Origin of the sequence: Pseudomonas sp. SCA2728.1_7 (assembly GCF_018138145.1) — a bacterium.
In the GTDB taxonomy this organism is placed as follows: Bacteria; Pseudomonadota; Gammaproteobacteria; order Pseudomonadales; family Pseudomonadaceae; genus Aquipseudomonas; species Aquipseudomonas koreensis_A.
This window is the reverse complement of record NZ_CP073104.1, coordinates 5260279-5273059: the sequence shown is the minus strand read 5'-3', so window position 1 is coordinate 5273059 and position 12781 is coordinate 5260279. Positions and strand designations below refer to the sequence as shown.

Annotated in this window: 11 protein-coding genes; 3 read left to right on the top strand and 8 right to left on the bottom strand. The window is 59.3% G+C overall.

Annotated elements, in window-relative coordinates; genetic code table 11:
* Positions 1 to 11: 11 nt before the first annotated feature.
* The gene (rplM, locus tag KBP52_RS23670) at positions 12 to 440 is read right to left on the bottom strand and encodes a 50S ribosomal protein L13 (RefSeq protein WP_007917032.1); all 429 of its coding nucleotides are present in this window, start codon (positions 438 to 440) and stop codon (positions 12 to 14) included.
* A gap of 245 nt (positions 441 to 685) precedes the next feature.
* Between rplM and KBP52_RS23665 the strand changes: the two genes are divergently transcribed.
* Positions 686 to 1726, top strand: a complete 1041-nt coding sequence (locus tag KBP52_RS23665) for an NADP(H)-dependent aldo-keto reductase (protein ID WP_212621074.1) — start codon at positions 686 to 688, stop codon at positions 1724 to 1726.
* 106 nt (positions 1727 to 1832) lie between these two features.
* On the opposite strand, the gene KBP52_RS23660 is transcribed toward KBP52_RS23665, so the two are convergent.
* Complete coding sequence (locus KBP52_RS23660; RefSeq protein ID WP_212621073.1) at positions 1833 to 2969, bottom strand: acyl-CoA dehydrogenase family protein; 1137 nt, start codon at positions 2967 to 2969, stop codon at positions 1833 to 1835.
* A gap of 250 nt (positions 2970 to 3219) precedes the next feature.
* Here KBP52_RS23660 and KBP52_RS23655 point away from each other — a divergent pair, with 250 nt between their 5' ends.
* Positions 3220 to 4116, top strand: coding sequence for a GlxA family transcriptional regulator (locus KBP52_RS23655; protein WP_176091778.1), 897 nt, complete (start codon positions 3220 to 3222; stop codon positions 4114 to 4116).
* A gap of 185 nt (positions 4117 to 4301) precedes the next feature.
* Here the strand turns inward: KBP52_RS23655 and zapE are convergent, their stop codons facing one another.
* The 3 genes from zapE to KBP52_RS23640 form a co-directional block, all read right to left on the bottom strand.
* Complete coding sequence (gene zapE, locus KBP52_RS23650) at positions 4302 to 5396, bottom strand: cell division protein ZapE (RefSeq protein WP_034156483.1); 1095 nt, start codon at positions 5394 to 5396, stop codon at positions 4302 to 4304.
* A gap of 90 nt (positions 5397 to 5486) precedes the next feature.
* The gene (locus KBP52_RS23645; protein WP_034156484.1) at positions 5487 to 6842 is read right to left on the bottom strand and encodes a tryptophan--tRNA ligase; all 1356 of its coding nucleotides are present in this window, start codon (positions 6840 to 6842) and stop codon (positions 5487 to 5489) included.
* Positions 6843 to 6866: 24 nt separating this feature from the next.
* Positions 6867 to 7496 carry an alpha/beta fold hydrolase gene (locus tag KBP52_RS23640; protein WP_212623157.1) on the bottom strand — a complete coding sequence of 210 codons (630 nt, stop codon included), beginning with the start codon at positions 7494 to 7496 and terminating at the stop codon, positions 6867 to 6869.
* A gap of 144 nt (positions 7497 to 7640) precedes the next feature.
* On the opposite strand from KBP52_RS23640, the gene KBP52_RS23635 reads away from it, so the two are divergent.
* Complete coding sequence (locus KBP52_RS23635; RefSeq protein ID WP_007917055.1) at positions 7641 to 8075, top strand: DUF1043 family protein; 435 nt, start codon at positions 7641 to 7643, stop codon at positions 8073 to 8075.
* Between the two features lie 230 nt (positions 8076 to 8305).
* On the opposite strand, the gene KBP52_RS23630 is transcribed toward KBP52_RS23635, so the two are convergent.
* The 3 genes from KBP52_RS23630 to KBP52_RS23620 all read right to left on the bottom strand — a co-directional run bounded on the left by KBP52_RS23630 (position 8306) and on the right by KBP52_RS23620 (position 12607).
* Positions 8306 to 9043: an OmpA family protein gene (locus KBP52_RS23630; protein WP_077574486.1), complete on the bottom strand. Its 738-nt coding sequence runs from the start codon at positions 9041 to 9043 to the stop codon at positions 8306 to 8308.
* Positions 9044 to 9161: 118 nt separating this feature from the next.
* Complete coding sequence (locus KBP52_RS23625; RefSeq protein ID WP_212621072.1) at positions 9162 to 9806, bottom strand: MBL fold metallo-hydrolase; 645 nt, start codon at positions 9804 to 9806, stop codon at positions 9162 to 9164.
* Positions 9807 to 9871: 65 nt separating this feature from the next.
* Positions 9872 to 12607, bottom strand: coding sequence for a LuxR C-terminal-related transcriptional regulator (locus tag KBP52_RS23620; RefSeq protein ID WP_212621071.1), 2736 nt, complete (start codon positions 12605 to 12607; stop codon positions 9872 to 9874).
* Between the last annotated feature and the right edge of the window lie 174 nt (positions 12608 to 12781).

The following is a 12781-nucleotide window of genomic DNA, read 5'->3' as shown; positions in this document are numbered from 1 at the left end:
GTACTATTCCGTTAAAACTTCAGTTCTTGGGGCTGCTGAGCAGTATGTGGGTGTGCAGCGCCCGCATAGACTTTCAGCTTACGGTACATGTCGCGACCCAGTGGGTTTTTAGGCAGCATGCCTTTAACCGCGGTCTCGATCACGCGCTCAGGGGCTTTAGCGATCAGCTTTTCAAAGTTGATCGACTTGATGCCGCCCGGGAAACCGGAGTGGGAGTAGTACATTTTGTCAGTGGTTTTAGCACCGGTAACACGAATCTGCTCAGCATTGATTACGACGATGTAGTCGCCGGTGTCAACGTGAGGAGTGTACTCAGGCTTGTGCTTGCCACGCAGACGGCTCGCGATTTCGGTGGCCAGACGACCCAGGGTCTGACCAGCAGCGTCGACGACAAACCAGTCGCGCTTTACTGTTTCCGGTTTAGCAGTAAAAGTTTTCATTCTTTATAGCCTCAGGGGCCGCCCTGTAAATTAGACGGCGGATCTTACTGAATAGTGCGTACTTTGACAAGTCAAAGGCAGCCGGATACAGACGCTTTCGGGGGCTCGGGTCGGCGCGTCCGTTCAACGGCAAGATTCTTCGGCGGCGGCGCATCACTTCCACTGCAGAAAGAGGTCGGCAATTATGCAGATTGCGAAAAATATTTCAACCTGCTTTTATGATTGTTTTGCCCAAGGAGCACCTGATGGACTATCGCCAGCTAGGCCGTACCGACCTGAACGTGAGTGCAATCTGCCTCGGCACCATGACCTGGGGCGAGCAAAACACTGAAGCTGAAGCCTTCGCGCAGATAGAAAGGGCCAAGGAAGCCGGGATCAATTTCATCGACACCGCCGAGATGTACCCGGTGCCGCCGAAAGCCGAAACTTACGCCACCACCGAGCGCTACATCGGCAATTATTTCAAAAGTCGCGGCGACCGGGCCGACTGGATCCTCGCCAGCAAGATCGCCGGCCCGGGCAATACCATCGACTACATCCGCGACAAAAACCTGCGCCACAACCGCCAGCACATCACCGCAGCGGTCGACGCCAGCCTCGAACGCCTGCAAACCGACTACATCGACCTATACCAATTGCACTGGCCGGAGCGCAGCACCAACTTTTTCGGACAACTGGGCTACAAGCACAAGATCGAAGCCAACCTGACGCCGCTCGAAGACACCCTCGAAGCGCTCGACGAACAGGTGAAGGCCGGCAAGATCCGCCACATCGGCCTGTCCAACGAAACCCCGTGGGGCACCATGCGTTTTCTCGCACTGGCCGAAGCCCGTGGCTGGCCGCGCGCGGTGTCGATCCAGAACCCGTACAACCTGCTCAACCGCAGTTTTGAAGTGGGCCTGGCAGAAATCGCCATCCGCGAACAATGCGGCCTGCTGGCCTATTCGCCGCTGGCGTTTGGTTTCCTGTCGGGTAAATATGAAGGTGGCGCTCGTCCGCCGAAAGGCCGCCTGAGCCTCTACAGCCGCTTCAGCCGCTATTTCAATGCGCAGTCGGAAGCAGCGTGCAGCCGCTATGTGGCACTGGCCCGTGAACACGGTCTGGATCCGGCGCAGATGGCCTTGGCTTTTGTGAATCAGCAACCGTTTGTCACCAGCAACATCATTGGGGCGACCACGCTTGAACAACTGGACAGCAACATTGCCAGCTTCGATCTGAAGCTGTCGGATGAAGTGCTGGAAGGGATCGAGGCGATTCACAAGGATCACCCGAACCCAGCGCCTTGATTGATTCATAGAGCCAATCGCGAGCAGGCTCACTCCTACATTATGGAATGCATTTCCCTGTAGGAGTGAGCCTGCTCGCGATAGCGGTCTGACAGTCACGAGAATTTCAGAGCGACCGCGCAATGATCTCCTTCATGATTTCATTGGTGCCGGCATAGATCCGCTGCACCCGCGCATCCGCCCACGCCCGGGCCACCGGGTATTCCCACATGAAGCCGTAGCCACCATGCAACTGCACGCACTCGTCGAGCACCTTGCATTGCAGATCGGTGCCCCAGTATTTCGCCATCGCTGCCGTCGGCACGTCCAGCTTGCCTTGCAGGTGCAGCTCCAGACACTTATCGACGAACACCCGGCCGATCTGGATTTCCGTGGCCATCTCTGCCAACTTGAAGCGGGTGTTCTGGAAGTCGGCAATGGCTTTGCCGAAGGCCTTGCGATCGCGGGTGTAATCCAGCGTCCACTGCAACGCTGCTTCGGCTGAGGCCAGACCACCGATTGCTACAGTCAAACGCTCCTGCGGCAATTCCTGCATCAGGTAAGCAAACCCTCCCCCAGCCTGCCCCAACAGGTTTTCCTTCGGTACGCGCACATCCTGGAAGAACAATTCCGAGGTGTCCTGCGCCTTCATGCCGACCTTCTCCAGGCGCTTGCCCTTGTCGAAGCCCGGCGTATTCGCTTCCACCAGAAACAGGCTGGTGCCCTTGGCGCCGGCCTTCGGGTCGGTCTTGGCGACGACGATCACCAGGTCCGCTAGAAAGCCGTTGGTGATAAAGGTTTTCGAGCCGTTGATCACATATTCGTCACCGTCCAGCACGGCGGTGGTCTTCACGCCTTGCAGGTCGGAACCGGCACCCGGCTCGGTCATGGCGATGGCCGTGACCATCTCGCCCGAAACCAGTTTCGGCAGGTATTTGTGCTTCAGCGCTTCGCTGCCGTAATGCAGGATGTACGGCGCAACAATGTCCGAATGCAGCGAGAAACCGATGCCGGTCAGGCCCAGTCGCCCGACCTCCTCGATCACCACCGCACTGTAAAGAAAGTCCGCCCCCAACCCGCCGTACTCTTCCGGCAGGTGCGAGCAGAGCATCCCCGCCTCCCCTGCCTTGTTCCACAGTTTGCGGTCGATATAACCTTGTTTCTCCCATTGCGCATGGAACGGCACCGCCTCTTTTTCGAGGAAGGTTCGTACGCTGTCGCGAAACAATTCGTGCTCGGAGCTGAACAAGGTTCTGGGGATCATGCGGCACCTTTCTTTCTTGTTGGAGGGAGATGACCTTCAGAGACTAAGCCTCCCCTCTGACACAGGACACTGGACACATCCGACAAAAAATAAGACGATCCAGCCGTCTGGTGACCACTTTCCCTTATAAAAACAAAACAAAAGTTGAATTATGTCCAAGCAAGTCTCCACGCCCTTGCGGCGCGTCAGCATCCTGGCAATCGACCGGGTTTTCGCCTCCACTCTCATGCAAGCCAAGGATTTCTTCCATCTGGCTAGCCTGCGTTATGGCAAACAACTGGGCCACGGCCTGACTCCGGCGTTCGAAACACGCCTGGTCAGCCCCGACGGCAAACCGGTGAACAGCTTCAGTGACGTCGTGATGCCGGTCGACGGCGGCCTGGAAAACGCCGATGTCATTATCCTCCCGGCGTTTTGGGACGATTTCGACACGCTGTGCAGCCGTTATCCGCAAGTCCTGCCGTGGCTGCGTGAACAGCACGCCCGTGGCGCGGTGTTGTGCGGCGAAGCCACCGGGGTGTTCTGGCTGGCCGAGGCCGGCCTGCTCAACGGCAAGGAAGCGACCACCTACTGGCGATTCTTCAATGCCTTCGCCGAGCGTTTTCCCAAGGTCTATCTCAATCAGGACAAGCACCTGACCGACGCCGACAATTTGTATTGCGCTGGCGGCACCACCTCAGCCTGCGATCTTTACATCTACTTGATCGAGCGCTTTTGCGGGGCCAACGTCGCACAAGCCGTGGCCCGCGACATTCTCTACGAAGTGCAGCGTAGCTATGCGCCGGGACGTATCGGTTTCGGTGGGCAGAAGCTGCACCAGGACGTGATCATCCTGCAGATCCAGCACTGGCTCGAAGAACACTTCGCCGACAAGTTCCGCTTCGAAGACGTGGCACGCGAGCACGGTATGAGCATCCGCAACTTCATGCGGCGCTTCCAGACAGCCACCGGTGACAAACCGCTGCATTACTTGCAACGGCTGCGCATCGAGACGGCGAAAGGCTTGCTGTCCGGCAGCCGCAAGAGCATCAAGACCATCAGTTATGAGGTCGGTTACGACGACGCGAGCTTCTTTGCGCGGCTGTTCCGCCAGCACACCGAGCTGTCGCCGAACCAGTATCGGCAGCAGTTCCAGCAGGCTGCATAACCCTCTGCCCACACACAAACCCATGTAGGAGTGAGCCTGCTCGCAATTGAGTCCGTCCATGCAGCATTTATGTGACTGATACACCGCTATCGCGAGCAGGCTCACTCCTACAGGGTATTGCGGTGAATTCTGGACATAAAAAAGGGCCTGCAATTGCAGGCCCTTTTTATTTGCCGAAAATCAGCTTAAGGCTTGTGCGCCCGCGACAGGAATTCGTGCGATTGCATCTCTAGCAAACGGCTCAGCGTGCGCTGGAATTCGAAATTCAAGCGGCCGCCGGTGTACAGATCCTTCAGCTCGACTTCAGCCGAAATGATCAACTTCACGTTACGGTCGTAGAATTCGTCGACCATGTTGATGAAGCGGCGGGCGATGTCGTCGGTGGTGACGCTCATCTGCTCGACACCGCTGAGCAGCACGGCGTGGAAGATCTTGCCCAGTTCGATGTAGTCGTTCTGGCTACGCGGGCCGTCGCACAGTTCGCGGAAGTCGAACCAGGCCACGTCATCGCACGTGCGCAGGGCACGGATTTCGCGGTTCTCGATCATCAGCACATCGTTTTCGACCGCGGCAGTGCATTCCGGCGTCAGCGCCTTGAAGCTCTTGCGCAGGCTTTCGTGAGCGGCTTCGTCGAGCGGATAGTGGAACAGCTCGGCTTGTTCGAGGTGACGCAGACGGTAGTCGACGCCGCTGTCGACGTTGACGATCTCGGTGTTCTGCTTGATCAGCGCAATCGCCGGCAAGAAACGCGCGCGTTGCAGACCGTCCTTGTACAAGCCATCCGGAACGATGTTAGAGGTCGCGACCAGGGTCACGCCATTTTTGAACAGCTCTTCCATCAGCGTGCCGAGGATCATCGCGTCGGTGATGTCGGAGACGAAGAATTCATCGAAGCAGATCACCCGCGACTCGGTCGCGAAGCGCTTGGCGATGATGGTCAGCGGGTTTTTTTCGCCGCCGAGGGTTTTCATTTCTTCGTGCACGCGCTTCATGAAGCGGTGGAAGTGGGTGCGGGTCTTTTCCTTGAACGGCAGCGCTTCGAAGAAGGTGTCGACCAGGTAAGTCTTGCCGCGACCTACGCCGCCCCAGAAATACAGGCCCTTGACCGGCGTCTGATCTTTTTTGCCGAACAGTTTGCTCAGCAGACCCGGCTTGTTCTGATCGGCGGCGATCAGATCCTCGTACAGACGCTGCAAGTGACGCACAGCAGTTTCCTGCGCGGCGTCATGGAAGAAGTCCGGGCGTTTCAGATCAGCTTGGTATCGTTCTAGGGGCGTCATAATTCGTTAGCAAGGCAACAAAAACGGGCCGTCACTGTAGCGACGGCCCGTGGGAATGGCAATCGGCCCTTGGTCGGACCGTGCCGCCGATTAGTCCTGAACCGGGGTCAGCGCAACGCGCAGCGCCTCAATGGCCGCGTCCCGCGCAGCAGCGTCGGCGAATGCCGGGCTGTCGCCAACGCACTCACCTTCCAGCCACACGCTGAAGCTCAGATCTTCGCTGCGTACGTCCAGCGGCTGGCCGGATTGCAGTTGCTTGGTCACCTGCCCTGCGGTTTTGCCGTCGGCGAAGTTGCGCGACAACAGCAGTTGCTCGCCATCGGCCGCCAGCAGACGGAAACGGAAGCTGCCGTCGTCTTCGCGGAAGCTGACGAAACGTGCGGCTTTCGCGGCTTTCTTCTTGGTGGTCGCGGCAACCTGAACCTGATTGACGAAGGAGCGCAGGCCAACGGCTTCGCGCAATTCGTTGAGGAACGGCGTTGCCACCGCACGGGCCTTCTTGGCGCCGATCTGCAGGATGTCTTCCAGATCCGCCGGACGCTCGATCAACTGGTGATACTTGTCGCGCGCTTCGCCTAGATCGTTGTCGAGCAACTGGAACAGACGATTCTTCGCCTCGCCCCAACCCAGACCGCCCAACAGTTCGCTGCGGAATTCGTCAGCCTGCGCTGGCGTGGCGAAGGCCTGGAACAGGGTGAACAGGTGCGAGTTGTCAGGATCCTTGGCTTCGCCTGGCGCTTTGGAGTCGGTGACGATCCGCGAGATCGCATCCTTCATTTCTTTGGCGCTGGAGAACAACGGGATGGTGTTGTCGTAGCTCTTCGACATCTTGCGACCGTCGAGGCCTGGCAACGTCGCCACGCTTTCCTCGATCAGTGCTTCAGGCATGGTGAAAAATTCTTTGCCCTGACCGAACAAGTGGTTGAAGCGCTGGCCGATATCGCGGGCCATTTCCACGTGCTGGATCTGGTCGCGACCGACCGGCACCTTGTGCGCGTTGAACATCAGGATGTCCGCCGCCATCAGCACCGGGTAGCTGTAGAGGCCCATGGTGATGCCGGCATCCGGGTCTTCACCGGTTTCGACGTTCTTGTCCACCGAGGCCTTGTAAGCGTGCGCACGGTTGAGCAGGCCCTTGGCCGCGACGCAGGTCAGCAGCCAGGTCAGCTCAGGGATTTCCGGGATGTCGGACTGGCGGTAGAAGGTCACGCGGTCGACATCGAGGCCACCGGCCAGCCAGGTCGCGGCGATTTCCAGACGCGAGCGCTGGATGCGCAGCGGGTCATCGCATTTGATCAGGGCGTGGTAGTCGGCCAGAAAGTAGAACGAATCGGCATTGCTGTCGCGGCTGGCAAGGATCGCCGGGCGGATGGCGCCGGCGTAGTTGCCCAGGTGCGGCGTGCCGGTGGTGGTGATGCCGGTGAGGATTCGGGTACGGTTCGTCATGGGTAATCGCTTGTCAGACTGCAATCAATTCGAGAGACGCGGCAGGAGCAGATCCTTGAGATCGGTCAGCTTGCCATGAAAAAAGTGTCCGCATTCTGCCACTTTCAGCAGCTCATGGGGGCGCTGGAGTTTTTCCGACCAGTCGTAAACCAGCTGCGGATCGATGACTTCGTCGGTTTCCGGCTGGATCACCGTGAGTTCACCCTGCTGCGGCAGTTGATCCTGCTCGCCCAGACGCATTACCGCCGGGGCGACCATGAACAGGTGCTTGAGCTGCACGCCCTGCGCTTCGAGACGACCGCCGAGACTTGCTGCAACAAATCCACCGAAGGAAAAACCGAACAGGGTCAGCGGCAGATCCGGGTGTTTTTCACGCAGCCATGCAGCGGCAGCCTGAGCATCGTCGACTTCACCGGTGCCCATGTCGTGCGAACCTTCGCTGGCACCGACGCCGCGATAGTTGAAGCGCAAGGTGATCAGGCCCGCGTCGCGCGCGGTGCGCTGCAGGGTCGAGACGACCTTGTTGAGCATGGTGCCGCCCTGCACCGGGTTCGGATGACAGATCAGCGCAATGCCGATTGGCTGCTCGTTATCCAGGTACAGAGACTCAAGTTGACCCACCGGGCCGTCAATCACTACAGGGGTTTCACGCATCAGCAAGGAAGGAACTCCGTGACCTCGAATCGGGTCGACTCGTCTAGCAAATTGTCTGTGCCAATCTATTGCGAGTGAATCGCGGTATACAGCGCAGGTTCGAGCCGTTAACGTAAAGCAAAGCCGTTTATAGAGGAAGGACTCGTGGAACACTCGCTCTTAGTTTGGTTGTTACCGACTCTTGCCCTGGTTGTGGGTGTCGCCATTGGATTCCTGATCGCGCGCGTTGCGCCGAACGCCGCGCCGAGCCGTACGCAGCGTCAACTGGATGATATCCAGGAGCGTTTCGACAGTTATCAAAACGAGGTGGTCACCCACTTCAACAGCACCGCGATGCTGGTCAAGAAGCTGACCCAGAGCTATCAGGAAGTGCAGGATCATCTCGCCGAGGGCGCCAATCGTCTGGCCCTGGACGAGCAGACCCGCCAGCGCCTGATCGCTGCCCTGCACGCTGACGCGGCAGTCGCGCCACGTGAACGCCTGACGCCACCGCGCGATCAGGAGCCACCGCGCGACTACGCACCGAAGACCCCGAACTCGCCGGGCATGCTCGATGAGCACTATGGTCTGAAGAAGTAATCAGCCTTCGCTGACAAACAAAAAGCCCCCGGACAGTGATGTGTCCCGGGGGCTTTTTTGTGTCTGATAGTTTTGTGGGGCCTATTTGATCGCCATCGCGAGCAGGCTCACTCCTACATTTTGAAATGCATTCCCCTGTAGGAGTGAGCCTGCTCGCGATGAGGCCATAACAGGCCAGACAAAAAAATGCCCGATCACCGGACCGGGCATTTCTTCATTCGGGCAAGCGCTTACGGATACTGCTGAACCGTACCCGGCTGCTGTTGCTGCTGACCACCATACTGCTGACCCGGAATCGCCTTCAGGTTGACTTCAACGCGACGGTTCTGCGCCCGGCCATTCACGTCACCGTTGCTGGCAATCGGGTTATCCGGACCGGCGCCACGGGCCGACAGATTGGCACCGCTGACACCTTGCGAGGTCAGGTAAGTCGCCACGCTCTGCGCACGACGCTGGGACAGGTCCATGTTGTGCTGGCGGCTGCCCGTGCTGTCGGTATAGCCAACGATTTCGATCTGGTTCTGGCTGAACTCTTTCAACGAGCCCGCAAGGTTGTTCAGCGGCTGATAGAAGCTGGAGGCGATGTTCGCCGAATCGGTAGCGAATGTGATGTTGCCCGGCATGATCAGCTTGATCTGATCGCCCTGGCGCTGCACTTCAACGCCAGTGTTGGCCATGCTCGCGCGCAGTTTCTTTTCTTGCTGGTCGGCGTAGTAACCGTAACCGGCAGCGGAAGCACCGACCACAGCGGCGCCGATCAATGCGCCTTTGCCGCGGTTGTCGTGACCGATGGCGGCACCGGCCAGTGCGCCGGCAAGTGCACCGAGGCCGCCGTATTTGGCGGTTTTGCTCATGCCTTGAGAGCCGCTGTCAGCCTGGCCCTGATTGTCATACGGGTTAGGCGAGGCGCAGCCGGACAGCAAGGCCACGGCAGTAGCGACAATAATCAAACGACGCTTGGTGAACATGGAGAGCTCCTGGTTTTTCGCATTCTGTGGTGCAGCGGCCACTGGGTAAAATGGACCTGCGCGGGCGTTGGATCATGACAATGCACAAAAATTCCGCCGGGCACTCGTGACAAAATATTCAGGCGCGCACAAACGGGTTTTCGCGCATTTCGTCACCCAGACGCGTGTCCGGCCCATGTCCGGTCACCACTGTCGCATCCTCGTCCAGCGTGTACAGCCGCTGCTTGATCGAGCGCACAATGGTCGCCTGATCGCCGCCCCACAAATCCGTGCGCCCTACGCCGCGACGAAACAACGTATCGCCGGCTATCAACAGCTTAGCCTCGGAAAACCAAAAGCTCATGGAACCGGGTGTATGTCCCGGCGTATGCAGGGCCACGCCGCAACCGCAGGCCAGTTCTTCATCGTCGCTTAACCAGCGATCGGGCGATGGCACCGGGATGTATGGCACACCGAACATCTGGCACTGCATTTCGAGGTTGTCCCAGAGGAACTGGTCTTCCTTGTGCAAATGCAGGGTCGCGCCGGTCTTCTCTTTCATCTGCCCGGAAGCGAGGAAGTGATCGAGATGCGCGTGGGTGTGGATGATGCTGACGACTTTCAGGCCATGCGCATCGAGGCGCGCCATGATCAGATCGGGGTTGCCGCCGGGATCGACGACGATGGCTTTCTTGGTGACCGGATCGCCGATGATCGTGCAATTGCACTGGAGCGGGCCGACGGGGAAGGTTTCGCGGATCAGCGCTGAGCCTGGAACGGTCATAGGAGGTAATCCTGGAAAAATAGTCAACAACGGCCGGAACCGGAAAAACCGCAATTTTACCGTCGCTAGATCATTAACCCCAGCTCTTTGGCCCGCGCCACTGCCTGTGTGCGCCGCTCAACCCCCAGCTTGCTGTTGATATGGCTGGCGTGGGTTTTCACGGTGTGCAGGGAAATGAACAATTGCTCGCTGATCTGCTGATTCGAACAGCCTTGAGCAATCAGGCGCAGGACGGCCAGTTCTCGACTGCTGAGTTGTTCGGCCACCGAACCCTCAGCGACGGGACGCGCAGCGGGAAGAGGCAGGTGTTCCAGCAATTGCTGACTGACGGCTGTCGAAGCGATCGCGACCAATTGCCCGCGCAACCAGTCGCCATGCTCCTTCACCAGCAGATCGAATGGCTGCGCCACGCCGCCGGTTGCCGCCTCCAGCGCCTGACTCAGTGCTTTTCTGGCCTCCGGCTCACGCCCCCCCACCAGCAGCAACGCCACTTTCTGCGTCAGTGCCATGACACTGAGCAACTGCCGGCCGGTTTGCTGGCCGTTTTCATGCAACACATTCAACCGCCCTTCGGCGAGCATCGGTTGCCCCTGAATCATGTCAAGCAACGCCTGTTGCAGCTCCACATGCAGCGGCAGTTGTGGATGAAATTCCGGTGGTGCGGCGGCGCGTTCTCCCGTGTACGTCTGTCCCAACCGCGCGAGCCACGCTTCTGCCAGATCAGTACGGCCCTGGGCCAGCCACAGCTCGCATTTGACCAGCGTGATCATCGCCAGGTAGTAGATCGGCGGCACATCCCAGATGTGCATCAGGCGTTCGGCTTCGGCGAGCTCGGCAAAGGCCTTGGCGAACTCGCCACTGCTGCCATCCAGTCGAGCGATCACGCAGTGGCCGATCAACACGCTGATATCGCGACAGGCGCGTGCCTCGCCGATTCCGGCCAACAACCGCACGCGTGCCGCCTGAGGCTGCAAGCGCATGGCCAACAGAAAACCCTCATACAACGTCAGCCGTGCGCGCACCGCGTACAGACGTTGTGGCGACAAGCCACGCAAGCGCTCTAGGCCCTGATGGACTTCATCGAGTGCGCGCAGAATTTCACCACGCGATTGCAACACCCGTGCACGGTCGTAATGGGCCAAAGCTTCGAACAGTGGATTGCCGACCCGTTGCGCCAGTTCAAGGGATTCACGGTTAAGACCGCGTGCACGCCACAGATCGCCGTCGGCAATGGCCAGATTGGACAGGGTCGATAAACACATCAGCCGTTGGCCATAGCGTTTGGCCGGCAGGCTTTCCAGGGCCTCGGTGCAATATCTGATCGTCAGCTCACGATGGCCGCGACCGCGGGCAATGATTCCGCTCAATGCCAGCCATTGCGCCAGCATCGACTTCTGCGCGGTGGCAGAAGGTGCCGGCAGGAAACGGCTCAGGTGGCTGGACAACTCTTCGGCGGCATCGAGCTGACAGGCCAACCCCAGCGCCCAGCTGTACAACACGATCAAACGCGGCGTGCTGATCAGCAGGCTGTCGGGCAAGTCCATCTTCCAGCGCAGCAACATGCCGACGTTTTGCTCGGCCAGCAGTTGCTCCTCGGAAAGGTTTTGCACCAGATTTGCCGCCACATCGAGGTGGCCTGCGCGTAACGCCTGTTCTACCGCCTCGTCGAGCAAGCCTTGGGCGTTGAACCAGCGACAGGCACGCAGATGCAGCGTGGCCGTCGGCACCATCGCTTGCGCAATCGGCCGGCTGCGCAGCAGGTCCGAGAACAAATGGTGATAGCGATACCAGTGGCCGTGTTCGTCCAGCGGCACCAGAAAGACCTGATGCGCCAACAGGAAACGCAGGATCTCGGCGCTGTCATGGGCTTCGCGCACGGTATCGCACAGTTCGCTGCAGAAGCGCTCTTGCGGTGCCGTGTCATAGAGAAAGGCTTGCACTTCGGCTGGCAGACAGTCGATGACTTCTTCCAGCAGATAGTCGCGTATCAGCCCTTCCCCGCCGTTCAGCGCTTGTGGCAATGCGGCATCGCTGCCCGCCTCGGACACCGCCAGCAGCCAGAAACGCAAACCGGCGACCCAGCCCTCACTGCGCAGGATAAGACTCTCGAGGGCTTCTCCGCGCAGTGAGCTGCTGTGGCGATTGAGCAAGGTCAGGGCTTCGTCGTGGGTCAGGCGCAGATCCGCCTCATGCAGTTCCAGCAACTGCCGGGACAGACGCAAGCGTGCCAGATGCCAGTCCGGACGCTGGCGGCTGGTGACCATCACCAGCAAGCCATCAGGCAGATGGTTGAGGAAAAATTGCAGGCAGCGATCGAGCACCGGGCCTTGGGCGAGATGATAATCGTCGAGCACCAGCAGCAATGGTGCAGCGGAATCGAGGTTCAGGGTCAGTTCATCGAGCAAGCCGTCGAGCCATTCTTCGAAGGCAAATGGCTGATGGCGTTGGCGCATTTTCAGCAGGCCGAGTGCGCGACTGCCCAGTTGCGGAAAGTAGTCCTGCAAGCCTTCAAGCAAACGTTCAAGAAAGCGTCCGGGGTCGCTGTCGCGCGGGCTCAGGCCCAGCCAGAGGCTTTGCCAGTGCGTCGGCAGACTCTGACAGAACTCCACCGCCAGCGAGCTCTTGCCGAACCCGGCGGGGGCGCTGACCAGCAACAGTCGGCCACCGAGCCCGGCCTGCAGGCGCTCGCAAAGGCGTGGTCGCAAGACGTAGCCGTCGGGCAACGGAGGGCGAAAAAAACGCCCGTCCAGTGCCGCGACGGCAACGCTTGCGGGACCCGGAAGTGGGGACAGATCAGTCATGGCCGGCTCTTGTTCGAATTGCTGTTGGCGGCGTTGCAGATGTCCGCAGACTAGCCTTAAACGTACCGGGAATGAAGGTTGCTGCTACAAATGGCTACAAAAGTCTTTCCAGAATGCGCCATTCCCCCCCATTTCGACCTGTAGGAGCTGCCGAAGGCTGCGATCTTTTGATCT

Bases quoted from the DNA above. Each gene is read 5' to 3' on its own strand.
- rplM (WP_007917032.1), bottom strand. From the start codon at position 440: ATGAAAACTTTTACTGCTAAACCGGAAACAGTAAAGCGCGACTGGTTT.
- KBP52_RS23665 (WP_212621074.1), top strand. From the start codon at position 686: ATGGACTATCGCCAGCTAGGCCGTACCGACCTGAACGTGAGTGCAATC.
- KBP52_RS23660 (WP_212621073.1), bottom strand. From the start codon at position 2,969: ATGATCCCCAGAACCTTGTTCAGCTCCGAGCACGAATTGTTTCGCGAC.
- zapE (WP_034156483.1), bottom strand. From the start codon at position 5,396: ATGACGCCCCTAGAACGATACCAAGCTGATCTGAAACGCCCGGACTTC.
- KBP52_RS23645 (WP_034156484.1), bottom strand. From the start codon at position 6,842: ATGACGAACCGTACCCGAATCCTCACCGGCATCACCACCACCGGCACG.
- KBP52_RS23640 (WP_212623157.1), bottom strand. From the start codon at position 7,496: ATGCGTGAAACCCCTGTAGTGATTGACGGCCCGGTGGGTCAACTTGAG.
- KBP52_RS23630 (WP_077574486.1), bottom strand. From the start codon at position 9,043: ATGTTCACCAAGCGTCGTTTGATTATTGTCGCTACTGCCGTGGCCTTG.
- KBP52_RS23625 (WP_212621072.1), bottom strand. From the start codon at position 9,806: ATGACCGTTCCAGGCTCAGCGCTGATCCGCGAAACCTTCCCCGTCGGC.
- KBP52_RS23620 (WP_212621071.1), bottom strand. From the start codon at position 12,607: ATGACTGATCTGTCCCCACTTCCGGGTCCCGCAAGCGTTGCCGTCGCG.